Raw genomic sequence first — 24,364 nt, forward strand, 5'->3', positions numbered from 1 at the left:
GACCGTAACTCCTACGGCTTGCGTGGGTGGGGCCGGGTCGGCTCGTCGCCGAGCAGGCGGTCGACGTCACGCATGTCGCGGTCGTCCAAGCCGCTCGCGCCGCTCCCCTGCGGGGGCACGTCGCGCTGCGGCTCCTCCATCACCGTGGGCCGGGTGGGCGCGTTGTCGAGCCCGCCCGGCACCGGCTCGTAGGCGGGCTCGGTCGCGGCGGCCCGCCTGGAGCGACGCCTGTGCACCGCGTGGATGATCCCGTCGAGGCCGATGCGCCCGCCGCCCAGCGCGATCAGCAGCAGGCAGGCCGCGCCCAGGGCCGCCACCAGCTCCCAGCCGCCCTCCGTGACGAACACCCCGCCGGCCGCGTGCACGAAGAGCAGCGCCCCGATCATGTCGATCAGCAACAGCGCCGCCGAGATCCGGACCGCCAGCCCCAGGATCAGCAGCACCCCGCAGACCACCTCGACGATCGTCGCGAAGGCGGCCGACGCCTGGGGCAGCGGCACGCCCATCTCGGTGAAGCCGGCGCTGATGGCCCCCAGACCCGCTGTCCATTTCTGCAGCCCGTGCGCCACGAAGATGACGCCGATCACCACCCTGGCGATCAGGGCAGCCACATCAAAGATGACCCTCTTCATCGTCTTGTTCCCCCGTTCCAGACAATCCTCCCCCGCCTCGGCCCGGTGATGCGCGTGCTTGCCGTACCTTGACCTCGGACGACGGACCCCGGCACACCCGTTCCTTGACCTGGTATCCGGTGAGAGCATGGGCCGTATGACGGAACGCGTGGTGGGAATCGGCGCAGGGGCGAAGGAACTGGCCACCGAGGACATGATCCTCAACATCGGCCCCCAGCACCCCTCGACGCACGGCGTGCTCCGCCTCCGCCTGACGCTCGACGGCGAACGCATCGCCACCGCCGAGCCGATCGTCGGCTACATGCACCGGGGCGCGGAGAAGCTGTTCGAGGTGCGCGACTACCGGCAGATCATCATGCTGGCCAACCGCCACGACTGGCTGTCGGCGTTCGCCAACGAGCTCGGCGTGGTGCTCGCCGCCGAACGCATGCTCGGCATGGAGCCGCCCGTCCGCGCCGTGTGGGCCCGCACGCTGCTGGCCGAGCTCAACCGGGTGCTCAACCACCTGATGTTCCTCGGCTCCTACCCTCTGGAGATGGGCGCCATGACGCCCATCTTCTACGCCTTCGACGAGCGCGAGCGCATCCAGGCCGTCATGGAGGAGATCTCCGGCGGGCGGATGCACTACATGTTCAACCGCGTCGGCGGCCTGAAGGAGGATCTCCCGTACGGGTGGCTCGACCGGGTGTCACAGACCGTCGCCGAGGTCCGCGCGAAGATCCCCGACATCGAGAACCTCATACTCGACAACGAGATCTTCCTCGCCCGCACCAGAGGCGTCGGCGTGCTCACCCGCGAGCAGATCATGCAGTACGGGGTCAGCGGCCCCATCGCCAGGGCCTCCGGCGTCGACGTCGACCTGCGCCGCGACCAGCCCTACCTCGCCTACCCCGAGCTGCCCGTCAGGGTCGTCACCCGCACCGCCGGCGACTGCCACGCACGCTTCGAGGTGCTGCTGGAGCAGGTCAAGGTCTCGCTCGACCTGGCCGACGCGTGCGTCGACCGGCTCCGCTCACTGCCGCGGGGGCCGATCAACCAGCGGCTGCCCAAGGTGCTCAAGGTGCCGGAGGGCCACACCTACGCCTGGACGGAGAACCCTCTCGGCATCAACGGCTACTACCTGGTCTCCAAGGGCGACAAGACCCCGTGGCGGCTCAAGCTCCGCTCCGCCTCCTACGGCAACATCCAGGTGCTGCGCGAGATGCTGCCCGGCCACCTGGTCTCTGACATGGTGGCCATCCTCGGCTCGATGTTCTTCGTGGTGGGCGACATCGACAAGTGACCGGCTCCTACTCGGGCCGGTCACCCTCGTGGTCCTCGGGGATGCGGCAGGCGTGTTCGAGGAAGAGGGCGGCGCAGACGAGGACCACGCAGGCCAGCAGCGAGCCGCCGGACACGAAGAACTCGCTCCGCGGCGTCACCTTCTCCAGCTCCGTCGCCGTGTGCAGCACGAAGCCGCCGAACAGGCCCGCGAACCCCGCCCCGCCGTATGCGGACGCCTTGGCCAGCGCGACCAGCCGGGCCACCGCGAGCGGCTCCACCGGTTTGGTGCCGGGCCGGCGGGCGATCCTGGCCCGGGTCATCCACCCGGCGTAGGCCTCGCCGACGGCCAGCAGCAGCACCGTCGGGATCGCGGTCCACGGCACCAGCGGCATCTGGGAGTAGAACTGCTGGACGGTCAGCCATGTCAGCAGCGCGACGACGACGAAGACGACGGCCAGCAGGCCGGGACGGGTCGGTCTCAATCGGGCCTCTGCAGCTTCAGGTCCTCACGGAGTCGCGCGCCCCGCTGGTCGAGGCCCGCCAGCAGGTCGGCGACCCGGCCCTTGCCCGGCAGCTCCGCGTCGGGGTCGGCCTGCGCCCACGGCAGCAGCACGAACGCCCGCTCGTGCGCCATGGGGTGCGGCAGCGTCAGCTCCGGGTCGTCGCTGACGATGTCGCCCACCACGATCAGGTCGATGTCGAGCGTGCGCGGCCCCCACCGCTCCTGGCGGACGCGGCCGAAGGCGTCTTCGGTGCTCTGCGCCCGCTCCAGCAGGGTGTGCGGTTCGAGAGTCGTCTCCGCCACCACCACCGCGTTCAGGTAGGGCCGCTGGCCCCCTGGGCCGCCCACCGGATCGGTCTCGTAGACCGGCGAGGCCGCCACGAACTCCAGACCCGGCGCGTCGAACAGCGCGTCCACGGCGCCCTGCAGCGTCTGGAAACGTCTGCCCAGGTTGCTCCCGAGCGCTAGCACGGTCTTCATCGGCGCCTCCGTTGGATCGTCACCACCACGTCGCCGAACGGCAGGGGGATCGGCGCGGCGGGTTTGTGCACGCTCACCTCCACGGACTCGACGAGCTCCCTATCCAGGCAGACCTCCGCCAGCCGCTGGGCGAGCGTCTCGATCAGCGCGACCGGCTCGCCCTCGACCACCTTCACCAGCGCCTGCGCCAGCTCGCCGTAGTCGACGGTCAGGGCCAGGTCGTCGCCCGCGGCCGCGGGCGCGGTGTCGAGGAAGAGCGTGACGTCCACGACGAACTCCTGGCCGAGCTCCCGCTCGGCCGCCAGCACGCCGTGTCTCCCGCGGGCCCGCAGGCCCTTCAGCGCGATCCGGTCAGTGCTCAAGCTCGCCTTCCTCCTCCTCGTCGTCGTCGCTCTGCAGCACCGGCGACCCGTGGTGCATCCACAGCCGCCAGCCCTGAGGGGTGCGGATGTAGACGTTGCTGGCCACCACCTTGCCGGCCGCGAAGCTGGACTCGCCCTCCTCGCCCGCCGTGAGGATGTTCTCCACGCAGGTCAGCACCGCCACGTCGTCGCGGAGCACGGTGGTGTTGACGTCGGTGAGCACGAACTGGATGTAGGTCGTGTTGGCCATGATCAACGCCCACGACCGCAGCACCTCCGACCGGCCCGCCAGGAGGGTCCAGCCCGGGTGGACGCAGCTGACCTTGCCGTCGACGCCGTCCTCGGCCCAGATCTCGGTCATCCGATCGAGGTCGGCGTCTTCTATCGCGGTATAGAACTCCTGGTTGATGGTCTCGATCGCGGCGGTGTCGACGCTCATGTGTCAGCTCCGGCTCTCTTCCATGCTGCTGCCACGCGCACGGCATCGGCATTCGGACCTACGGTGTGCACCCGGACGCACCAGGCGCCGTCACGGGCGGCGAGCGCCGTCACCGCCAGCGTGGCGTCGTCGTTGCGGTCGAACGGGCGCGGCGTGCCGTCGGCGTCGGCGAGCAACCGCCCCAGGAACCTCTTGCGGGACGCCCCGATCAGCAGCGGGTAGCCCAGCTCGGTCAGGCGCGGGATCGCCGCCAGCAGCGCCCAGTTGTGGGTGGCGTTCTTGGCGAAGCCGAGCCCCGGGTCGAGCACGATCTGCTCGCGGGAGACCCCCTCGGCGAGCACCAGCTCCACCCGTTTGGCCAGCTCCTCGCAGACCTCGGTCACGACGTCCTCGTAGACCGCGCGGCTCTGCATGTCTTCGCTCTGGCCGCGCCAGTGCATCACCACGTAGGGCACACCTGCGGCGGCCACCACGCGCGGCATCTGCGGGTCGGCCAGGCCGCCGCTCACGTCGTTGACCAGGACCGCCCCGGCCTCGACCGCGGCCTTGGCCACCTCGGCCCGCATCGTGTCGACGCTGACCTGGACACCCTCCGCGGCCAGCGCGCCGATCACGGGCACCACGCGGGCGAGCTCCTCGTCGAGCGACACCCTGGAGGCGCCCGGCCGGGTGGACTCGCCACCCACGTCGACGATGTCGGCGCCCTGGGCGACCAGCTCGAACCCGTGGCGGATGGCCGCCGCCTCGTCGAACCACAGGCCGCCGTCGGAGAACGAGTCAGGGGTCACGTTGACCACGCCCATGACCAGGCACCGGTCGGCGTCGTCAAGCCCCGGCACTCTCGTCATGTGCCCAAGCCTAGGCGCTCGCTCATACCCGGCGATATCGCGGGTGCCCCGTTGTGGATAACGATCCCTTCGCGCTTGGAACGCGCGCGGATCTCACGCGGCGCCGCCAGCCGTCAGCGCCCCAGGATCAGCGCCATCGCCTCGGCGCGCGTCTTGTCACTGGTACGGAAATCGCCGCGGACGGCCGAGGTGACCGTCTTCGCGCCGGGCTTGCGTACACCACGCATCGTCATGCACAGGTGTTCGGCCTCGACCACCACGATCACGCCGCGCGGCTCCAGCACCCGCATGATGCCGTCGGCGATCTGCGAGGTCATCCGCTCCTGCACCTGCGGCCGGCGCGCGTAGACGTCGACCAGCCTGGCCAGCTTGGACAGGCCGGTGACCTGGCCGTGCTCGTTGGGGATATAGCCGACGTGCGCCAGGCCGTAGAACGGGACGAGGTGGTGCTCGCAGGTCGAGTAGACCTCGATGTCCTTGACCAGGATCATCTCGTCGTGGTCGACGTCGAAGACCTTGTTGAGCACGTCCTCGGGGGTCAGCCCGAGGCCCGAGAACTGCTCCGCGTAGGCGCGGGCCACCCGGGCGGGCGTCTCGAGAAGGCCGTCGCGGTCGGGATCCTCGCCGATGGCGTAGAGGATCTCGCGGACGGCCTTCTCGATCCGTCCGAAATCTACTTCGTGCGCTTTCACGCAGTGTCTCCGGAAGGCAGTGCGCCCTGGTGGCCCTGTCCGAGCGAGCCGTTGCCGTACTGCTCCTTGGGGGTCAGGATGGGCGGCCGGTCGGACGGGAGCCGTTTGCCGTAGCCCGCGTAGGACGGACGGTGCTCTTTGACGACCACCGGAGAGAAGATCTCCAGCACCATGTCGCGGGAGAGGGTCTCCTTCTCCATGAGTTCGAGCACCAGGTTGTCGAGCACGTCGCGGTACTCGACCAGGATGTCCCACGCCTGGTCGTGAGCCGTCTCGATCATCCGGCGGACCTCCTCGTCGATCGTGGAGGCGATCTTCTCGGAGTAGTCGCGCTCGTGGCCCATCTCACGGCCGAGGAACACCTCGGCCTGGCCGCTGCCGAACTTGCGGGCGCCCAGCGCCTCGCTCATGCCGTACTCGGTCACCATGCGGCGGGCGACGGCGGTGGCCTTCTCGATGTCGTTGGAGGCGCCGGTGGTGGGCTCGTGGAAGACGAGCTCCTCCGCCGCGCGGCCGCCCAGCAGCATCGCGAGCTGGTCCATCATCTCCGACCGGGTGGCCAGGAACTTGTCTTCCATCGGCAGCGTCATCGTGTAGCCGAGCGCCCGGCCCCGGGACAAGATCGTGATCTTGTGGACCGGGTCGGAGTTCGGCAGCGCGTGCGCCACCAGCGCGTGACCGCCCTCGTGGTAGGCGATCATCTTCTTTTCCTTGTCGGACATGACGCGGGTCTTGCGCTCAGGCCCGGCCATGACCCGGTCGATCGACTCCTCCAGCATGTCCATCGTGATCAGCTTCTCGTCGGCGCGCGCGGTGAGCAGCGCGGCCTCGTTGATCACGTTGGCCAGGTCGGCACCGGTGAACCCGGGGGTCCGGCGCGCGATGACGTCGAGGTCGACGTCGGGCGCGAACGGCTTGCCGCGGCCGTGGACCTTGAGGATGCCCTTGCGGCCCTCCAGGTCGGGACGGTCGACGGTGACCTGACGGTCGAAGCGGCCGGGACGCAGCAGGGCCGGGTCGAGGATGTCGGGCCGGTTGGTCGCGGCGATGAGGATCACGCCGCCCTTGACGTCGAAGCCGTCCATCTCGACGAGCAGCTGGTTGAGCGTCTGCTCGCGCTCGTCGTGACCGCCGCCCAGGCCGGCGCCGCGGTGGCGGCCGACGGCGTCGATCTCGTCGATGAAGATGATCGCCGGGGCGTTGGCCTTGGCCTGCTCGAACAGGTCGCGCACGCGGGAGGCGCCGACGCCGACGAACATCTCGACGAAGTCGGAACCGGAGATCGAGTAGAACGGCACGCCCGCCTCACCCGCGACCGCGCGGGCGAGCAGGGTCTTGCCGGTGCCGGGCGGGCCGTAGAGCAGGACGCCCTTGGGGATCTTCGCGCCGATCGCCTGGAACTTGGCCGGGGCCTGGAGGAAGTCCTTGATCTCGTGGAGTTCCTCGATGGCCTCGTCGGCGCCCGCGACGTCGGCGAAGGTGGTCTTGGGAGTGTCTTTGGTGATCAGCTTGGCCTTGGACTTGCCGAAGTTCATCACCCGGCTGCCGCCGCCCTGCATCTGGTTCATGATGAACAGGAAGAGCAGCACGATGATGACGATCGGCAGGAAGCTCACCAGGATGCTGAGCAGGATGTTCTCCTGCGGCACCTCGGTGGTGAAGCTGTCGGTCTTGCCGGCCTGCACCTGCGCCTGCAGGTCGTCGGTCAGCTTGGCGCCGTAGCCGGTGACCCAGTCGGACTGGATCATCTTGGTGGGCTGGTCGCCGGGCCTGACCGTGATGCCGTTCTTGAGCGTCAGCTCGATCCGCTGGTCCTTGTCAATGATCTTCGCGTTGCTGACGTTGCCGGTGCGAATCTGCTCGAGGACCGTGGACGTGTCGGCCTGCTTGAAGTTGCCCCCGCCGCTCCACAATTGGGTGACGAGCAGGAGCAGCACGACGATGCCCAGGATCCACAGCAGTGGCCCACGTGTAAATCGCTTGAGATCCATCCGATGCGGAACCCCTGGCGGGCCCGTCCCTTCCCTGACCATGGCCTGGAACCCCGGGCAGGACCCGGGGCCGCGGCATCCCGACGCCGCGACTTCTGACTACCCGGAGGGGACGCTCGGTCACCCTCCCGTCGTCAGAAGGTACACCGGACAAGCGCGCGGAGGGACCGCCCGCTACAACCGGCCTTGCCCTACCAACGTACGTCACGGCCCGCTGTGTTCCCGGCGGTTCACGGCCATCCAAGCGATCTCTAGGTGTAGACGTGAGTGGCGAGGGTGCCGATGAAGGGGAGGTTGCGGTAACGCTCGGCGTAGTCGAGCCCGTAGCCGATGACGAACTCGTTGGGGATGTCGAAGCCGACGTACTTGACGTCGATGGGCACCTTGACGGCGTCGGGCTTGCGCAGCGCGGCGCAGATCTCCAGCGAGGCCGGGTTGCGCGACTTGAGGTTCTCCAGCAGCCAGTGGAGGGTCAGGCCGGAGTCGATGATGTCCTCCACGATCAGCACGTGGCGGTTCATGATGTCGGTGTCGAGGTCCTTGAGCACCCGCACGACACCGGACGACCTAGTGCCGGCGCCGTAGGACGACACCGCCATCCAGTCCATCTGCACCGGCACGTGCAGGGCCCTGGCCAGGTCGGCCATCACCATGACGGCGCCCTTGAGCACGCCCACGAGGAGCAGCTCCTTGCCCGCGTAGTCTTCGTCGATCCGACCGGCCAGCTCCCTGATCTTGCCCTGGAGCTCGTCCTCGGCGATGAGGACCTTCTCGAGGTCCTCGCCCATGTCGGCTGCGTCCACCTGTGGTTCCTTACGGGATGGGGCTGATGGCGAGTATCAGGGTGCCATACCGCCGGACAGCCGACACTCGCCCGGGTAGGTCCACGGCCTTCTGCCCGCGCCAGGAGGTGACGAGGCGTTCCACGGCGTGCACGTGGGTCGCCGAGAGCGCCCCGGACGGCGCCCCGGCGGCGATGGCGGCGCGACGCAGCACCCGCCGCCGCACGGCCGCGGGAACCCGCTCCAGCGCCTCGACGGAGAGCGTGAGCCTTCCCGAAATATCGCTTAGAGCGCAATCGTGATACACCGTGTCAGCCCACTCGTCGAGCGCGTCGGCGTCGTCCCTGGCGAGCCCGGCTGTCCGCGCGAGCGCCTCGGCCACCCCGGGCCCGAGCTCCTTCTCCAGTACGGGAAGGACCCGCGAGCGCACCCGGACCCGGGTGTAGCGGGGGTCGTCGTTGTGCGGGTCGTCCCACGGGCTCAGGCCGAGCGCCGCGCAGGCGGCGACGGTGACGCGGCGCGGGAGGCCGAGCAGGGGGCGGCGGTAGAGCCCGCTCCGCGGCGCCATCCCGGCCAGCGACCGTGGGCCGCTCCCCCTGGCCAGCCCGAGCAGCACGGTCTCGGCCTGGTCGTCGCGGGTGTGGCCGAGCAGCACGGCGGCGGCGCCGGCCCGCTCCGCGGCCTCGCCGAGCGCCCGATATCTGGCCTCCCGCGCGGCGGCCTCCGGCCCTCCGGCCGTGCCCACCGTGACGGTCAGCACCTCGCCGGACTCCAGCCCCAGCTCTCCGGCCAGCTCCGCGACCCGCCTCGCCCGTACGTCCGAGCCTTCCTGCAACTGGTGGTCCACCGTGACCAGCCCCGCGCGCAGCCCGGCGCGCGGCGCGACGAACCCGAGCGCGGCGGCCAGCGCGAGCGAGTCGGCGCCCCCGCTGCACGCGGCCAGCACCGTGGACCCTCCGTCCAGCCCGGCCAACGCCTCACGCACAGCCCGGCGGACATCAGCTACAGCAGGGTGCGGTCCCACACCACCATTGTCCAGCCACGGCGACGAGCCCCGTCCGGCGTCCACAGAGGTGAGGGGTGTACGGCGTCCAGCCACGTGGGCGAGCGTCCGTGGACAATGGCCGGGTTCAGTGGTGCTCGCCCCGGACGGCCGGGGCGAGCGTTGGACGGGGGTCAGCCGGGGAGGGCCGGGGTGCCGATCACGCGGCGCACCCAGGCGTCCGGGTCGGAGATCTCCGCCGGGGTCGGCAGCGTGTTGGGCGAGGTCCAGACTCGGTTGAAGCCGTCCATGCCGGCCTTCTCCACCACCCGGCGGACGAAGGCGGAACCCTCCGCGTACTGCTTCATCTTCAGGTCGATGCCCAGCAGGCGGCGGATCGTCTTGTCGAGCTTGGAGCCGCCCTCGCGGCGCTGGGCGAACTTGGCCCGGATGTCGGCCACCGACGGCACCACCGAGGGCCCCACCGCGTCCATCACGTAGTCGCCGTGGCCCTCCACGAGCGTCATGACGGCGGTGAGCCGGTCGAGGATCTCCTTCTGCTGCGGCGACTGGATGACGTCGATGAGGTTGCCCTCGCCGCCCCTGACCACGTCCTGGATGGTGTCGGCCGCGTTGCGCAGGCGCTCGACGAGCGTCGGCAGGTCGAGGTCGGAGGCCAGCAGGAACTCGGTCATCTGCGAGCGCACGTACTCGCGCAGCCAGGACACCCCGGTGAACTGCACCCGGTGCGTCTCCTCGTGCAGGCACACCCAGAGCCGGAAGTCGTGCGGGTTGACGTTCATCTCGCGCTCGGCGTGCACGATGTTGGGCGCGACGAGCGTGAGCCGGCCGGTGGCCTCGCGGCCGGTCGGGTCGGGCGGGAGGAACAGCTCGTACTGACCGAGCACCCGCGTCGCCAGGAAGGCGAGCACGGCGCCGACCTCGACGCCGGTGATCCGGGAGCCCACGGCGCTGACGATCGCGGGCGGCCGGTTGGCGCCGCTGGTCATCCGCTGGGTGAGCGGCTCCAGCACCACGCGGAAGCCCTCGACGTTGGCCCTGATCCAACCGGGCCGGTCGACGACGGTCGCCGCCTGCGGCGCGGTCTCAGCATCGATCTTGGTGAACTCGCGCACGTGCCCTTCGGCCTCGCGCGACAGCGTACGGAGCTCGGCGACGGCCTGCCTGGCCTCCTCGCGGGTTACTTGAGGACCGGGGCGCACCAGACGCGTGCCGGTCGAGACGGCCAGATCCCAGTCGATCACCTGCATACCCACCACCGTACGTGCTTCCGCCCAACCCCGCGAAGAAGCCCCGAACCCAGCTCCCCCCAACCAAGGAAAGAACCCCAGGTGCCTGGCCTCAGGAGATAGAGAGCCCACGAGAACCCCCCGGTACCTGCACGGAGGGGGAAGAGAGCCCACGAAGAAGCCCCAGTTGCCTGGACTGAAGAAGCAGGGAGCCCACGAAAAGCCCTGAACCCTCCGGGTATCCCGACCAAGGAGCAGTCCCGGCATCGGAGCTGTCCCGACATCGGAGCTGTCCCGGTATCCGCAGGAAGAACATCCAAGGTTTGCGAGGAGCGCCGGTGCCTGGACTGAGGAGGGAGGGAGCCCCGCGAGGAGCGCCGGTGTCTGGACTGAGGAGGGAGGGAGCGAAGCGACCGAGCGACGAGGGAAGACGCCGGGTCTGAGCGACGAGCTGCGATCCGCAGGATCGCCATAAGCACAGCGACCGAGCGACGAGGGAAGGCACCGGATCTGAGCGACGAGCCCGCGATCCGAAGGATCGCCAATAAACACAACCGCGATCCTGGCGGATCGCAATCAGGCACGCGCCACGATCGCCGCCAGCCGGTCGAGGACCGGTTCGGCGTAGACCGGGACCTTGTCGGCCATGAAGGCGAAGGCGAGGACCCGGCCGTCCTTGCTGGTGGTGAGCCCCGCCAGCGTGCTGACGTTGTTGAGGGTGCCCGTCTTGGCGCGCACCAGCCCGACCTGCCCCTTGCTGTCGGCCCCCGTGAAGCGGCGGCCGTTGCCGAGCGTGCCGGTGAACCCGGCGATGGGCATGCCGGAGGCGACCGCGTGCAGGCCGGGCCGGTCGGGCGAGACGGCGAGGGCGATGAGGCCGGCCATGGCGCCGGCGCTGATGCGGTTGCGGGTCGACAGGCCGCTCCCGTCGTACACCTGGATGCCGCCGCCGGCGCCGACCCGCTGGAGCACCTGGGGGACGGCCTTGGCGACGCCCGCGAACGACCCCGGCTGGCCCTCCTTGATCGCCACGTGCCGCGCCAGCGCCTCCGACAGGTCGTTGTCACTGTAGGTGAGCGCGTGCTCGACGAGGGCGTAGACGGGGGCCGACTCGACCTTGGCCAGCTCGGCGGCGCCGGCCGGGGCGCGGGCGGGTTCGACCGTCTTGGCGACGGTGATCCCCTTCTTCTTCAGCAGCCCCGCGAAGGCGTCGGCGGCGTGGCGGGAGGGGTCGGCGACGCGAGGGCTGTTCTGGCCGGGGTTCTGCCGCCCTTCGTCGATCGCCAGCGCGTGCACCCGCGCGACGTGCCCGTCGGGGATGTATCCGGGCTTCCAGCCCGGCCCGACGTCCGGGCCGGTGAAGAGCGAGGCGTCGTACGAGAGCGTGACCTTGGCGACTCCCCGCTGCTTGAGCGCGGCGGCGGTACGGGCGGCGAGCGTGGTCATCGACGCCTGGTCGGTGAAGCTGCCCGGCTTGGCCCGGGGACCGGCGAGCAGCGGGTCGCCGCCGCCGACCAGGACGATCGCGCCGGGGGCGCCGCCCTGCACGACGCGGGTGGCCAGGCGGGTGTCGGGGCCGAGCGAGGCGAGCGCCGCGACGCTGGTGACGACCTTGGTGGTGGAGGCGGGGACGATGCCGGCGTCGGGGTTGGCGGCGAAGACGCGCTCGCCCGTGGAGGCGTCGACGACGACCGCGCCGACCCGGTCACCCAGCGCTCGGTCACCCAGCGCATCCGTGAGCCTGCGGGTCAAAGTACCCTTGGTCGGGAGAGGTCCGTCTCCTGGCCTCGCCGCCAGGCCGGCCAGCACCGGCCCCGCGGTGACCACGGGGACTTCGGGAGGCGCGGTCGGCTCTGCCGGTGGCGGCTGCCTCGTCAGCGCGCTCAGGGTGAGGTCGTTGTCAACCGCGTAGACGCCGGTGACGATGGTCACGACCTGCAGCAGGACGAGTGTGGTCAGCATCACCCACCGCTCGTGCCGTGCCACGTCGCCCTGACCTCTCATCCTGGTGTTCGCCTACGAGACATTAACGCCCAGCCGGGGATCCCGGGGGGCGCGAGCGGAGGAACCGCGGTGGAGTTCGACGTTGTCGTTGAGATTCCCAAGGGGCAACGGAACAAGTATGAAGTGGACCACGAAACCGGCAAGATCAGGCTTGACCGGCTGTTGTTCACCTCCACGCAGTACCCCGCCGACTACGGCTTCATCGAGAACACCCTCGGTGAGGACGGCGACCCCCTCGACGCGCTGGTGCTGCTGCAGGAGCCGACGTTCCCTGGCTGCTACATCACCTGCCGGGCGGTGGGCATGTTCCGCATGACCGACGAGAAGGGCGGCGACGACAAGGTCCTCTGCGTCCCGTCGACCGACCCGCGCATGGCGCACATCCAGGACATCCACCACGTGGCGGAGTTCGACCGGCTGGAGATCCAGCACTTCTTCGAGGTCTACAAGGACCTGGAGCCCGGCAAGTCGGTCGAGGGCGCCAACTGGGTGGGCCGCATGGAGGCCGAGGCCGAGATCGAGCGCTCCTTCCAGCGCGCCAAGGACGGCGGCCACTGATTCATCCCACTCTCTGGAGGGGTCTGGTGGCGCCCACCAGGTCCCGCCTCCAGATCGGGGCGACGCGTACGACGTCGCCGGTCTGCGGCGCGTGCACCATCAGCCCGCGCCCGACGTACATGCCCACGTGGTGGATGGTGCGCGGGTCGTTCCTGTCGTGGCCGAAGAACAGCAGGTCGCCGCGGCGCAGGAGGTGCAGCGGGACGTGCGGGCCCGACGTCCACTGGGTGCCGGTCCAGTGGTCGAGCCGCACGCCGGCCCGTTCCCACGCCCGCATGGTCAGACCTGAGCAGTCGTAGCTCCCCGGGCCGGCGGCGGCCCACAGGTAGGGCTTGCCAAGCTGGGTGAGCGCCCAGTTGGCGGCCCGGTCGCCGAGCCCGGACCCGCGGCTCAGCGGGATCCGGAACCGGCCGGCCCGCTTCCTGGCCAGCAGGTCGGCCCGGTCGCGGGCGGCGTCCACCCGCCGCTGCAGCGTGTCGCGCTCGGCCGTCAGCGTCCTGGTCTCGCGTCTCTGCCTGGCCACGGCCTTCTGGGCATCGGTCTTGGCCTGCGCGGCGGCGTCGGCCGCGGCCTGCCGGGCGGCGTGCGCGCGGGCCGCCTGGGTGCGCAGGATCGCGGCCACCGTCTGGGCGTCGCGCATCCGGGAGAGCACCGCGGCCCGCTCGCCGCCGAGCTGCCGCAGCGTGCCGACGCGGTGCAGGTAGCCGTCGTGGTCTCCGCCGTCCATGACGGGGAACGCGTGGGACCGCCACATCCCGCCGTACGCCTGCGCGGCCAGCGCCGCCACGGGCTGCCGGGCGCGCTCCACCTCGGCGTCCGCCGACGCGAGCCTGGTCAGCGCCTGGTCGTGCGCCTCCTGGGCCCGCCGCAGCCGGACCAGCTCGCCGTTGTAGGCCTCCACCCGGCGTCCGGCCTCTGCGGCCAGCTCCTCCAGGCGCGCCTGCGCCTCGGCCAGTGCGACGCCGGCCCTGGCCAGCTCCTGCGTTCGTGCCCGTACGTCCTGCCGCGCCCTGGCGATGTCACGGGACGGGGGAGCCGGCTCGGCGCGTGCCGGCGGGCTGAGGGTGACGGCCAGACAGGCGAGCAGGATCCCGGCTCGGACGTGCATAGAATCCCCCCGCGGTCACTCTATGCACACACTTCCCTACCGTTGACCCACGTACACCCCTTGCTCAGGGTCAGGACGCCGGGGTGGTGGGCGGCGGGGCGGGGGACACGGTCGGGGTCGGCTGCGGCACCGGCGTGGGCACCGGGTCCTCGGTAGGCGTCGGAGTCGGCGTGTGCCGTGGGGGGTGCACGGTCGGCCTGGTCGGCCGCACCGTCGGCCGCACAGTCGGCCGCACCGTGGGCTGGGTCGGCTGCGCCGTCGGGCCGGGCGTGGGCGGGTGGGAGCCGGGGTCGCCGGGCCCCTGCGTGGGTTCGCCCGGCGGCGGCGACGGCACGGGGTCGTGGGTGCTCCACGTGGGCTCGACGTCGGGCCACGTGGTCGGCAGGCCGCCGACGGTGGGGAGCAGGCGGGTGGTCTCCGTGGCCGGCGAGATCAGCCGGGCCCGCGGGGTGACGCGGGCGACGTCCAGCGGCAGGCCGGCGGTGCGGCCGAGCTCCGGTCCGGCGGTGGCGTCCGCCTCGGCCCGCCGCCACGGGAGGACGGGCGGCTTGCCTTCCGGCGGGAACGCCGCGGTGGCGACGCCGGGCAGGCCGCCGACCTCCTTCCCGAAGTACTCGAAGATGCCCGCTATCGCCACCAGGGTCGTGACCGCCGCCACCGTGCACGCCACCGCCCGAGGCCATACGCGCGGCTTCCGGTCGCCGGGCAGGGGAAACCCGGCGCCGTCCAGCGCCTGCGAGCGCCTGGCGACGTAGCGGCGGTAGAGGAACAGCTCCGGGTCGACGAAGCAGCTCAGCACCCGCACCCTGAGCGACTCCGGGAGCGTGACCTGCGGCAGCAGCTCGAACACCTTCGCCGCCGACACCTGCCGGCTGCGGTGCGGCGCGCAGGTCTCGCACCGGGCGAGGTGGCGCACCAGGTGCTCGCGCATGTCGGGTGTCAGCTCACCGGTGAACCCGGTGAGGATGCGGGCCCGGCGCGGGCAGTCGTACGGGCCCTTCATGGCGAGGATCTCGGCGGTGACCGCGTCGCGCAGCCGGTCGCGGGCCTGCTCGCGGACGGCGTCGAGCCGGCGCGCGGGGATGCCCAGCACGGCGGCGAGCCCGGCGGCGGACAGCCCGTGGCGGGTGTCCAGCTCCAGCACCTCGCGGTCGGCGGCGGGCAGGCTCTGGACCGCGTTCCAGGCCATGATCCGCAGGTCGGCGTCGGCTGGATCGGCCGGCTCCGGCGCGCCGGCGAGCGCTTCGCCGGCGGCCTGCGGCCCGGCGATCCGGCGGCGCCGGCACTCGCTCCTGGCCAGCGCGTACAGCCAGGGACGGAGCATGCCGGGGTCGGCCAGCAAGCCGGCGTGCGCCTCCGCCGCGATCAGCGCGTCGCGCAGGGCGACCTGGGCGCTGTCGGCGTCGCGGAGAAGGCATCGGCAGTAGCGGTAGACGCTCTCGGCGTGCGCGTCGTAGAGCGCGGCGAGTGCGCCGGGGTCGCCGGCGCGCAGGGCTTCGACCAGGACGCGGTCATTCATATCACCGAATGTAATGGAGTCGTAACTTGTAGTTCTACCGATTCCGCGCGATACACATCTCTTGTCATGGGCAAGCCAGAAAAATGTAACAGATTCGCCGGGAATAACCCCTTTTGCTTACTCCGAGCCCGACGTCACCTCGCTCCCGCGGTCCGTCTGGAACGGCGCGGTCTTCGGCTTGACGGTGTGCAGCGGCATCACGCCGCCCATCGCCAGTTCCTCGTACGGGCGCGCGGTCGACCCCCAGGTACGGGCGACCACCTCGGTCCTGCCCACCTTCGTCCCCGGCGGCAGCCCGGCCACGGTCAGGATGAACCGCGGCGGCCGGCCCGCCTGCACGTCGTCCACGAACGTGCTGCCGCCGCCGAGCAGCTTGCCGGCGCCGTCGCGCAGCAGCGCGCTCACCACCAGGCTGCTGGCGGGCAACTGGTACGGGTTCGCGACGTAGCCCGTGATGAGGTACGAGCCGTCCTTCTGGCGCATCGTCTGCACCCGCGACGCCGGGAACGGCCGGAAGGCCGAGGGCACCCGGGCCGCCTGCCGCCACTGGGCGGGCCGGTAGTCGACGCTGACCTTGGCCGGCTTCGCGGTGGCGGTGCCCTGGCCGGTGAAGGTCAGGGAGCCGCCCGGCGGCACGGCGTCCAGCGGCTGGTCCATCCTGAAGACCTCGCGGCCTCCGGCGTCCTTGCCGACGACACTGGCCACGACGTGCTCGCCGAAGTGCCACGGGTTGCCGTTGGCCAGGACGGCGGCCCAGGTCACGGCGTACCCGTCGCCCGACTTGACGACGTTCGACGCCTGTTCCATGAGGGTGAGCGGTTTGAGCTGCTGCTGTGTCGGCTCCTCGGACGAGCATCCGGCGAGGCAGATCGCCCCGAGTGCGAGGAGGCTGACGGTTCGGCTACGCTGGATCACTTTGCCGTGATAACCCGCTCATGGGCACGTCCGGCCTCTGACACGCGCCGGGCGTACCAACTCTTTGACTTCCTATCGCGCTCTTTGTTTTCCTATCGGGCGCGAACGACCCGCTTTTCATCCCAGACCGGCTCCGGCGCCTCATAAACCGCGCCATCCGCGCCGAATACCAAATAGCGATCGAAATCCGCAGCGAACCACCGGTCGTGGGTGACCGCGACCACCGTGCCGTCGAACGCGTCCAGCCCTTCCTGCAACGCCTCGGCGCTGGCCAGGTCGAGGTTGTCGGTCGGCTCGTCGAGCAGCAGCAGCGTGGACCCGGACAGCTCCAGCAGCAGGATCTGCAGCCTGGCCTGCTGGCCGCCCGACAGCGTGTCGAACCGCTGGTCGGCGATCAGACCGGCCAGTTCGTAGCGGGCCAGCGCCTTCATCGCCTCGTTCTTGAGCCTGGCGTGCTCGGACATGACGATCTCGACCGGGGTGCGGCCGATCAGGTCGGGCCGGGCGTGCGTCTGGGCGAAGTGACCGGGCACCACGCGGGCGCCGAGCCGGGCCGCGCCGCTGTGGCGGACCTGCTCGCCGGCCAGCAGCCGCAGGAAGTGGGACTTGCCCGAGCCGTTGGAGCCGAGCACCGCCACCCGCTCGCCGTACCAGACCTCCAGGTCGAACGGCTTCATCAGGCCGGTCAGCTCCAGCCCTTCGCAGATGACCGCGCGCTTGCCGGTGCGGCCGCCGCGCAGGCGCATGCTGATGTTCTGGTCGGCCGGCGGCGTCTCGGGCGGCCCCGCCTCCTCGAACTTGCGCAGCCGCGTCTGCGCCGCGTGGTAGGCGGCGGCCATGCCGTCGTTGTAGCGGGCCTTGTTCTTCAGCATGTTGACCAGGGCCTTGAGCTTGGCGTGCTCCTCGTCCCAGCGCCGCCGCAGCTCGTCGAGGCGGGCGTTCCTGGCCCTGCGCGCCTCCGCGTACGTGCCGAAGCCGCCGCCGTGGATCCAGATGTTGCCCGACTCGACGGTGACGATCCGGTCGGCGGCGTTGGCCAGGAGCTGCCGGTCGTGGCTGACCAGCAGCACGGTCTTGGACGTCTCGCGGAGCTGCTGCTCCAGCCACTCCTTGCCGGGCACGTCGAGGTAGTTGTCGGGCTCGTCGAGCAGCAGGGTCTGGTCGGGGCCGCGCAGCAGCGCCTCCAGCACCAGCCGCTTCTGCTCGCCGCCGGACAACGTGGCCACATCCCGATATTTCACGCGATCGTACGGAACACCCAGTGCGGCGACCGTGCACGTGTCCCACAGGACCTCGATCTCGTACCCGCCCGCGTCGGTGTAGTCGCTGATGGCCTGGGCGTAGCGGAGCTGCGTCTTCTCGTCGTCGCGCTCCATCATGACGAGCTCGGCCTGTTCGAGCCGCTCGGCGGCCTGCCGCACGGCGGGCGGCGCCACGCTCAGCAGCAGGTCGTGCACGTTGCTGCCGTCGCGGACGCTCCCGATGAACTGCCGCATCACGCCCAGCCCGCCGGAGGACACCACGCCTCCCTCGACCGGCCGCAGATCGCCCGCGATCAACCGCATGAGCGTGGTCTTCCCGGCCCCGTTGGGCCCCACCAGCGCGGCCTTGACGCCCTCGCCGATCCGGAACGACACGTCGTCGAGCAACGGCCGCCCGTCGGGCAGCACGTACGTCAGGTGAGCGACCTCGACGTGTCCCACGACAATTCCCCTCCTAGGTCCTTGTGGAGGGTACCTGCCGGTATGACGGCCCAGCACCCCGTTTTCACCGGGTCCTCCCGGCGGCGTGAGGTCTAGACAGTAAGTGATCTGATGACTAGAACTGTAGGGAACCCCCACCCCTAGGACGTGTCATGGCGCGACTCAGAGCAGCACTCTTTTCCTTGGTACTCGCCCTGTCCACCCTCACCGCCCTCCCCCAGCCCGTCGCCGCGGCCGCATCCGACTGCGCCCCCGCCTTCCAGGGCTCCTCGGTCAACCAGCGGCTGACCACGCTCTTCACCACCTACGGCGACGACAACAGCCGGCTCGACGACTGGACCGGCGCCGACGGCACCTACTCGGTCCGCCTGCCCAACGGGCGCGAGCTGTGGGTGTTCTCCGACACCTTCCTGGGCCAGGTCAACCCCGACGGCTCCCGGCCCCCGGTGGTCGAGGAGGGCGGCACGACCGTCTTCCTGAACAACTCCTTCGCCGTCGAGCGCGACGGCCGGCTGCGCACCATCACCGGCGGCACGAGCCAGGCCCCGAAGGCCGTGATGCCGCCCCGCGACCAGAACCACTGGTACTGGGCCGGCGACGTGACGCTGGCCGGCGGCATCGTCGAGGTGACCTACCAGGAGTACGAGCGCTTCGGCCCGGGTGCGTGGGACTGGCGCTGGCACCGCAACGTGGTGGCCAGGTTCCCCCAGGGCAGGCTCGACTGGCCGCTCAGCGTGCACGACCTGCCGTCGGGCAACGGCGTCGCCTGGGCCTCCGGCATACTCAAGGACGGCCGTCACACGTACGTCTACGGGGTGGAGGACCACGGCTCGCCCAAGTACATGCACGTCGCCAGGGTCAAGGGCGACAGCCTGCTCGGCGCCTGGGAGTTCCTGACCGCCGACGGCACCTGGTCGCCCGACGAGGCGGACTCGGCCCGCGTCATGGACGGCGTGGCCAACGAGTACAGCGTGACCAAGATCGGCGACGGCTACGTGCTCATCACGCACGACACCACCGAGGTGCTCAGCGCGCGGATCGTGGCGTACTCGTCGTGCTCCCCCACCGGCCCGTTCACCGGCAAGCAGCTCCTCTACACCACCCCCGAGACGGGCGGGAACATCTTCACCTACAACGCCCACGCCCACCCCGCCGTCGACGGCGACGGGCTGGTCGTCTCGTACAACGTCAACAGCTTCGTCAACACCGACCACTACCGGGACGTGTCGATCTACCGGCCCAGGTTCATCGACGTGAGATTCGGATGACGATCAACCGCAACTGGGGAGCCCGCCTGCGCCACGGCAGCGTGGGCGGGCTCCGCGCGGTCACGCTGGAGAACGAGCTGCTCCGCGTGACCGTGCTGCCCGGCAAGGGCGGCGACGTGGTCGAGTTCCTGCACAAGCCCACCGACACCGACTTCGTCTGGCTCTCCCCGCAGGGCCTGCGCGACCCGCGCGAGCACCTGCACGGCGCGGCCGACGACGTGGCCCAGTTCGTCGACCACTACGAGGGCGGCTGGCAGGAGGTCTTCCCCAACGGCGGCGCGCCCAGCGAGTACCGGGGCGCCCGGCTGGCGCAGCACGGCGAGGTGTCCGGGCTGCCGTGGGAGTACGAGGTCGTGGCCGACTCCGAGCGCGAGGTCGCGATCCGGCTCTCGGTACGGACCAGGCGGCTGCCGTACCGGCTGGAACGGACGCTCCGCCTGCGGTCGGGCACCGCCGCGCTGGAGATCGACGGGCGGGCCGCCAACGAGTCCGGCCTCACCCTGCACGCCATGTGGGGGCAGCACCTGGTGTACGGGATGCCGTTCCTGCGGCCGGGAGCCAGGATCCGGCTGCCCGACGGCGTGCGGGTGATCCCGCACGAGAGCGCCATCAACCCGGAGGGGCGCAGGGTGAAGGCGGGCGGGCCGTGGGACTGGCCGGTCGTGCCCGCCGACGGCGGCGGCGAGGTCGACCTGAGCGTGATCCCCGAACGGGGCGCGCCCAGCGACATCGTCTACCTGACCGGGTTCGAGACCGGCCGGTACGAGATCATGGCGGACATCGGGCTGCGGGTGGAGTGGGACGCCGAGGTGCTGCCCTATCTGTGGCTGTGGCAGGAGCTCGGCGCCACCACCGGATATCCCTGGTGGGGCCGGGCGTACACGGTCGGGCTGGAGCCGTTCTCCAGCATGCCGACCGACGGGCTGGCGGCGGCGGTCGCCAACGGGACCGCCCTCGCCCTGGGGCCGGGCGGGACCAGGGCCCTGTCGATGCGTGCGGAGGTGCTGGCGTGAGTGAGTTCGACGGCAAGGTGGCGCTGGTCACCGGCGGGTCCATGGGCATCGGCCGGGCGGTCGTGGACCGGCTGGCCGCGGGCGGCGCGTCGGTGGTGTTCTGCGGCGCCGACGAGGGGGCGGCGGTCGAGGGCGAGCGGGTCACCGGCGTGGTCGCCGACGTGCGCAGCGCCGCCGGCATGCGCGACCTGGTGGAGCTGGCCGTGAGCCGCCACGGCGGCCTGGACGTGGTGGTGACCTGCGCGGGCGTGCAGCGCTACGGCACCGTGGTCGACACCCCGGAGGAGGTCTGGGACGAGGTCCTGGACGTCAACCTCAAGGGCGTCTACCTGACCTGCAAGGCGGCCGTGCCCCGGCTCGCCGAGCGCGGCGGCGGCTCGATCGTGGTGGTCTCGTCGGTGCAGGCGTTCGCCTCCCAGACCCAGGTGGCCGCCTACACGGCCAGCAAGTCGGCGCTGAACGGGCTGGTCAGGGCGATGGCGCTGGACCACGCCGGTCAGGGCGTCCGGGTGAACGCGGTCTGCCCCGGCTCGGTCGACACCCCGATGCTGCGCTGGGCGGCCGACCTGTGGCGCGGCGAGCTGTCGCAGGACGAGCAGGTGGCGCGGTGGGGCGCCGCGCACCCGCTCGGCCGGGTGGCCCGGCCGGAGGAGGTGGCGGAGCTGGTCGCGTTCCTGGCGGGCCCGCGCTCGTCGTTCATCACCGGGGCGGAGCACCGCGTGGACGGCGGCCTGCTGGCCAGGAACCCGGCGGCGCTACCGGAGTAGGGCCGCCGCGCGCTCGCGCAGCGCGTCGGAGGCCTTCCCGATCGCCCCGGCGTCGAACGGCGGGTCCGGGTCGTACTCGATGACGAGCTGCACGGCCTCGGCGGTCTCGGTGTCGGCGGCCTGGCCGAGCAGGGTGAGCGCCATGTCGATCCCGGCCGACACCCCGGCGGCGGTGACGATCTTGCCGTCGACCACCACCCGCTCGGTGACCGCCCGCGCGCCCGTGTCGGCCAGGAAGCCGGTGACCGCCCAGTGGCTGGTCGCCCGGCGCCCGCGCAGCAGCCCCGCCGCGCCCAGCAGGAGCGAGCCGCTGCACACCGAGGTGGTCCAGCGGGTGTGCGCGTCGGCCTCGCGGATCCAGCCGACCAGGGCCTCGTCGGCGAGCGCTTCGAAGGTGCCGATGCCGCCCGGCACCACGATCACGTCGGGCCTCGGCACCTCCTCGTAGCCGGCGGTGGCGGCGATGCTCAGCTGACCCCGGTCGTCGGTCACCGGTCCCGGCTCGGCCGCGACGAAGGTGACGGTCCAGCCGGGCGCGAACGCCAGCACGGTGTACGGTCCGACGGCGTCCAGCGCGGTGAACCGGTCGTAGAGGGGGATGGCGACGTGCATCAACTCTCCTTGGTGTGGAACCGGCGGCGGTAGTCGCCGGGCGAGACGCGCAGGTGACGGCGGAAGACGCGGTAGAGCGTCTCCGGCCGGCCCAGCCCCGACTCCCGGGCCACCCGGTCCAGCGGATGGTCGGTGATCTCCAGCAGCCGCCGGGCGGTGTCGGCGCGGCTGCGCTCGACGTACCTGCCCGGAGACGTCCCGGTCTGCTCGGTGAAGACGCGGGAGAAGTGGCGCTCGCTCATCCCGGCGCGCCTGGCCAGCGCGGGCACGCTCAGGTCGGCGGCCGGGTTCGCGTCGATGAACGCCTGCAGTTCGCGCAGCGACTCGTCGCGCGGGGCGGGGAGGCTCATCGGCATGCTGAACTGGCTCTGCCCGCCGGGCCTGTGCAGGTAGACGACCAGCCCGCAGGCCACCCGCCGGGCCAGCTCGTGACCGTGGTCGTCGGCCACCAGCGCGAGCGCCAGGTCCACGCCGGCGCTGACCCCGGCCGAGGTCCAGAGGTGGCCGTCGCGGATGTAGATCGCGTCCGGCTGGACCGTGACCCCGGGGTACCACGCGCCGAGCTTGTCGGCGACCAGCCAGTGAGTGGTGGCCCGCCGGCCGTCGAGCAGCCCCGCCGCGGCCAGCAGGAACGCGCCGCTGCACACGGACGCGGTGCGGCGGGCCGCCCGCGACAGCCTGACGATCTCCTCCAGCGTCTCCGGGTCGCGGGCGTGCGTCATCGTGGTCATGCCCCCGGCGACGACGAGCGTGTCGATCGGCCCGCCGACCTCGCGCAGGGGCGTCCGCACGGCGACCTCGACGCCGTGCTGCGCGGCCACCGGGCCCGCCATCGGCGCCGTCACCTCGACCTGGTAGCCCCCCCTCGTCACCAGGTCCGCCGCCGCGAACACGTCGGCGGGGCCCGCCAGGTCGAGCAGCTGGAAGCCCTCGTAGACCACCAGGACGATCCGCCTCTTCATGGCTTCCATGCTTGGGCCGGGCCTTCGGGGCGTCAATGACACGACCATTGCGGATTACGCCATCGGCTTTACCGGAAGACACGCGCCATGACCTGGAGTATGCGTACGCGCACGCTAGGTTAGCGACATCCCCGGGAACGCACTGACCAAGGAGGTCCTCTTGAGGCTGTCCACCGTCGTGGCCGCCGTCCTGCTCGCCCTGATCGTCCCCGGCGTGGCGGAGGCGAGCCCGGGCGGGGCCTGCTTCCAGGGCCGGGTCTGCCTGTACGCGGGCTTCGCGTTCAACCGCAGCCAGGTCGACCTCTGGCGCGACTTCGTCCACGACGACACCAACTTGGCCGACGACACGTGGTTGAAATGGGACTACACCGACTCCTGGCACACCATGGACAACGCGACCAGCTCGGCGAGAAACCGGCTCGGCTGCCCGGTGACGCTCTGGCAGAACCCCCACTTCACCGGCGCCCACAGCACGCTGGACCACGCCACGGGCGACGGTTTCCTGGCCAACAACGCCATCGGCAACAACCGCGTCAGCTCGCTCGACATCTGGTGCCGGTGAACCGGCTCCTCGCCCTGGGTCTGGCGCTGTCGCTGGCGGCCGGGTGCACGCACGCGCCGCTCCCGGAGGAGCCCGCCGTCGCCTCGGCCGAGGACCTGTTGCTGCCGTTCGACGCCTACAAGCCCACGCCGGGCCAGCGGGCGCTGCTCGACACCGCCCACCGTTCGCTGGTCTCCCGCTGCCTCAAGCGCCGCGGCATCTCCCGCCGGCTCCTGCCGGCCCCGCCCGACCCGCGCAACTCCCGCCGCTACGGCGTCGTGGACCACGACCAGGCCCACCGCTTCGGCTACCACCTCCCCACCACCGACGAACCGGCCGAGCCTGGGAAGACCGACGGCGCGGGGAAAACCCGCCGGACCGACCGCTCCGAAACGACCAGCAGCTCCAGGAAGACCCGTACCACCGAAACCACCGACCGCTCAGGTACGGTCCGCCAGGTCGGCTCGGGAAAGACACGCACGGCCGAAACGACCGGCCGCTCGGGGAAGGTCCGCCGGAGCGAGGTGACCGGCCGCTCCGGTGCGGCCCGCCAGGCCGAGACGACCGGCCGCTCGGGTGCGGCGCGGAGGGACGGCCGTTCGGGGGAGGCTCGGCGGGGCGAGAAGACTCGCCGTCATCTGTACATGCTGCCCTGGTGCGAGGGGCGGGCGGCGGAGCGGCTCGCGCCTTCGGAGCGGGCTCCGTGGGACTGGCTGGCCCAGCGGGACACGCGTACCCTAGAACGCTCCTCGACACGGCCCGAGGTCCGTGAGGCGATCACGGGATGGGTGGCCTGCATGCGGGACGCGGGACACCCGTACCCGTCACCGGAGGCGGCGATCGGCGATCCCCGGTGGGACCTCGACAAGCGCGCGATCAGCGCCGACGAGAAGCGCACGGCCGTGGCCGACGTCGTGTGCAAGTGGTCGTCGGGGCTGGTGGCCCGCTGGTTCGCGGCCGACGCCGCGCTCCAGCGGGCGCTCGTCCACAAGCACGCGGGCCGCTTCGCCCTCCTGCGCGCCGACCTGAACGAGCGCGTCCAGCGAGCCACCACCCTCCTGCAACGTCACACGGCCAAACCGGTAAGGCGCCACGGCTCCGCAAAGACGGCGAAGCCCAAACGTCACCGCCCCAACTCGGCCAGAACGAGGTAGACGCCGGGAAACACCGG

The 24,364-nt window shown here is 71.3% G+C and carries 25 protein-coding genes; 7 read left to right on the plus strand and 18 right to left on the minus strand.

Annotation, left to right across the window (positions count from 1 at the left end):
- Nucleotides 1-11: 11 nt before the first annotated feature.
- Nucleotides 12-632 carry a DoxX family protein gene (locus FR742_RS35260; RefSeq protein ID WP_148035622.1) on the minus strand — a complete coding sequence of 207 codons (621 nt, stop codon included), beginning with the start codon at nt 630-632 and terminating at the stop codon, nt 12-14.
- Nucleotides 633-768: 136 nt separating this feature from the next.
- Between FR742_RS35260 and FR742_RS35265 the strand changes: the two genes are divergently transcribed.
- A complete protein-coding gene (locus FR742_RS35265; RefSeq protein WP_148035623.1) occupies nt 769-1,914 on the plus strand; it encodes an NADH-quinone oxidoreductase subunit D in 1,146 nt (381 codons plus the stop codon).
- Nucleotides 1,915-1,921: 7 nt separating this feature from the next.
- On the opposite strand, the gene FR742_RS35270 is transcribed toward FR742_RS35265, so the two are convergent.
- From FR742_RS35270 to dacB, 11 genes are all read right to left on the minus strand, one after another.
- Nucleotides 1,922-2,377 carry a DUF3180 domain-containing protein gene (locus tag FR742_RS35270; protein ID WP_148035624.1) on the minus strand — a complete coding sequence of 152 codons (456 nt, stop codon included), beginning with the start codon at nt 2,375-2,377 and terminating at the stop codon, nt 1,922-1,924.
- A complete protein-coding gene (folK, locus tag FR742_RS35275; RefSeq protein ID WP_148035625.1) occupies nt 2,374-2,877 on the minus strand; it encodes a 2-amino-4-hydroxy-6-hydroxymethyldihydropteridine diphosphokinase in 504 nt (167 codons plus the stop codon). Before folK ends, FR742_RS35270 begins: the two co-directional genes overlap by 4 nt.
- Nucleotides 2,874-3,239: a dihydroneopterin aldolase gene (gene folB / locus FR742_RS35280; protein ID WP_148035626.1), complete on the minus strand. Its 366-nt coding sequence runs from the start codon at nt 3,237-3,239 to the stop codon at nt 2,874-2,876. The genes folK and folB overlap by 4 nt, the downstream gene beginning before the upstream one ends.
- Nucleotides 3,229-3,678: a nuclear transport factor 2 family protein gene (locus FR742_RS35285; RefSeq protein ID WP_148035627.1), complete on the minus strand. Its 450-nt coding sequence runs from the start codon at nt 3,676-3,678 to the stop codon at nt 3,229-3,231. Before FR742_RS35285 ends, folB begins: the two co-directional genes overlap by 11 nt.
- Nucleotides 3,675-4,481, minus strand: a complete 807-nt coding sequence (gene folP / locus FR742_RS35290) for a dihydropteroate synthase (RefSeq protein WP_187281645.1) — start codon at nt 4,479-4,481, stop codon at nt 3,675-3,677. The genes FR742_RS35285 and folP overlap by 4 nt, the downstream gene beginning before the upstream one ends.
- Nucleotides 4,482-4,639: 158 nt before the next feature.
- Nucleotides 4,640-5,218: a GTP cyclohydrolase I FolE gene (gene folE / locus FR742_RS35295; RefSeq protein WP_148035629.1), complete on the minus strand. Its 579-nt coding sequence runs from the start codon at nt 5,216-5,218 to the stop codon at nt 4,640-4,642.
- The gene (gene ftsH, locus FR742_RS35300) at nt 5,215-7,209 is read right to left on the minus strand and encodes an ATP-dependent zinc metalloprotease FtsH (RefSeq protein WP_148035630.1); all 1,995 of its coding nucleotides are present in this window, start codon (nt 7,207-7,209) and stop codon (nt 5,215-5,217) included. The genes folE and ftsH overlap by 4 nt, the downstream gene beginning before the upstream one ends.
- 251 nt (nt 7,210-7,460) lie before the next feature.
- Entirely contained in the window at nt 7,461-8,012 is a 552-nt protein-coding gene (gene hpt, locus FR742_RS35305) for a hypoxanthine phosphoribosyltransferase (RefSeq protein WP_222709231.1), read from the minus strand.
- A 10-nt stretch (nt 8,013-8,022) separates the two neighbouring features.
- The gene (gene tilS, locus FR742_RS35310; protein ID WP_148035631.1) at nt 8,023-9,015 is read right to left on the minus strand and encodes a tRNA lysidine(34) synthetase TilS; all 993 of its coding nucleotides are present in this window, start codon (nt 9,013-9,015) and stop codon (nt 8,023-8,025) included.
- A 152-nt stretch (nt 9,016-9,167) separates the two neighbouring features.
- Nucleotides 9,168-10,244 (minus strand): zinc-dependent metalloprotease, encoded by a 1,077-nt coding sequence (locus FR742_RS35315; RefSeq protein ID WP_187281524.1) that lies wholly within the window; start codon nt 10,242-10,244, stop codon nt 9,168-9,170.
- A gap of 555 nt (nt 10,245-10,799) precedes the next feature.
- Nucleotides 10,800-12,209 carry a D-alanyl-D-alanine carboxypeptidase/D-alanyl-D-alanine-endopeptidase gene (gene dacB, locus FR742_RS35320; RefSeq protein WP_148035632.1) on the minus strand — a complete coding sequence of 470 codons (1,410 nt, stop codon included), beginning with the start codon at nt 12,207-12,209 and terminating at the stop codon, nt 10,800-10,802.
- 87 nt (nt 12,210-12,296) lie between these two features.
- On the opposite strand from dacB, the gene FR742_RS35325 reads away from it, so the two are divergent.
- Complete coding sequence (locus FR742_RS35325) at nt 12,297-12,785, plus strand: inorganic diphosphatase (RefSeq protein WP_148035633.1); 489 nt, start codon at nt 12,297-12,299, stop codon at nt 12,783-12,785.
- A gap of 1 nt (nt 12,786) precedes the next feature.
- Here FR742_RS35325 and FR742_RS35330 read toward each other — a convergent pair whose 3' ends face one another.
- The 4 genes from FR742_RS35330 to FR742_RS35345 form a co-directional block, all read right to left on the minus strand.
- Nucleotides 12,787-13,893, minus strand: coding sequence for a C40 family peptidase (locus FR742_RS35330; protein WP_148035634.1), 1,107 nt, complete (start codon nt 13,891-13,893; stop codon nt 12,787-12,789).
- Between the two features lie 70 nt (nt 13,894-13,963).
- Nucleotides 13,964-15,412 (minus strand): sigma-70 family RNA polymerase sigma factor, encoded by a 1,449-nt coding sequence (locus FR742_RS35335; RefSeq protein ID WP_148035635.1) that lies wholly within the window; start codon nt 15,410-15,412, stop codon nt 13,964-13,966.
- A gap of 117 nt (nt 15,413-15,529) precedes the next feature.
- The gene (locus FR742_RS35340; RefSeq protein WP_148035636.1) at nt 15,530-16,327 is read right to left on the minus strand and encodes a hypothetical protein; all 798 of its coding nucleotides are present in this window, start codon (nt 16,325-16,327) and stop codon (nt 15,530-15,532) included.
- 92 nt (nt 16,328-16,419) lie between these two features.
- A complete protein-coding gene (locus FR742_RS35345; protein ID WP_148035637.1) occupies nt 16,420-18,030 on the minus strand; it encodes an ABC-F family ATP-binding cassette domain-containing protein in 1,611 nt (536 codons plus the stop codon).
- Nucleotides 18,031-18,212: 182 nt separating this feature from the next.
- On the opposite strand from FR742_RS35345, the gene FR742_RS35350 reads away from it, so the two are divergent.
- The 3 genes from FR742_RS35350 to FR742_RS35360 are packed head-to-tail and all read left to right on the plus strand — an operon-like array spanning nt 18,213 to nt 21,078.
- Complete coding sequence (locus FR742_RS35350; RefSeq protein ID WP_261808959.1) at nt 18,213-19,298, plus strand: DUF4185 domain-containing protein; 1,086 nt, start codon at nt 18,213-18,215, stop codon at nt 19,296-19,298.
- Complete coding sequence (locus FR742_RS35355; RefSeq protein ID WP_261808960.1) at nt 19,295-20,311, plus strand: aldose 1-epimerase family protein; 1,017 nt, start codon at nt 19,295-19,297, stop codon at nt 20,309-20,311. Before FR742_RS35350 ends, FR742_RS35355 begins: the two co-directional genes overlap by 4 nt.
- On the plus strand, nt 20,308-21,078 hold the full coding sequence (locus FR742_RS35360) for an SDR family NAD(P)-dependent oxidoreductase (protein WP_148035639.1): 771 nt from the start codon (nt 20,308-20,310) through the stop codon (nt 21,076-21,078). Before FR742_RS35355 ends, FR742_RS35360 begins: the two co-directional genes overlap by 4 nt.
- Here FR742_RS35360 and FR742_RS35365 read toward each other — a convergent pair.
- Both FR742_RS35365 and FR742_RS35370 read right to left on the minus strand, forming a co-directional pair.
- Nucleotides 21,067-21,690, minus strand: a complete 624-nt coding sequence (locus tag FR742_RS35365) for a DJ-1/PfpI family protein (protein ID WP_148035640.1) — start codon at nt 21,688-21,690, stop codon at nt 21,067-21,069. The genes FR742_RS35360 and FR742_RS35365 overlap by 12 nt on opposite strands.
- Nucleotides 21,690-22,652, minus strand: coding sequence for a GlxA family transcriptional regulator (locus FR742_RS35370; protein ID WP_148035641.1), 963 nt, complete (start codon nt 22,650-22,652; stop codon nt 21,690-21,692). The genes FR742_RS35365 and FR742_RS35370 overlap by 1 nt, the downstream gene beginning before the upstream one ends.
- Before the next feature lie 160 nt (nt 22,653-22,812).
- On the opposite strand from FR742_RS35370, the gene FR742_RS35375 reads away from it, so the two are divergent.
- Together FR742_RS35375 and FR742_RS35380 are read left to right on the plus strand one after the other, a co-directional pair.
- Nucleotides 22,813-23,214 (plus strand): peptidase inhibitor family I36 protein, encoded by a 402-nt coding sequence (locus FR742_RS35375; protein ID WP_187281525.1) that lies wholly within the window; start codon nt 22,813-22,815, stop codon nt 23,212-23,214.
- A complete protein-coding gene (locus tag FR742_RS35380) occupies nt 23,211-24,347 on the plus strand; it encodes a hypothetical protein (protein WP_148035643.1) in 1,137 nt (378 codons plus the stop codon). Before FR742_RS35375 ends, FR742_RS35380 begins: the two co-directional genes overlap by 4 nt.
- Nucleotides 24,348-24,364 lie beyond the last annotated feature (17 nt).

Source organism: Nonomuraea sp. C10, assembly GCF_008017515.1.
GTDB classification, from domain to species: Bacteria; Actinomycetota; Actinomycetes; order Streptosporangiales; family Streptosporangiaceae; genus Nonomuraea; species Nonomuraea ferruginea.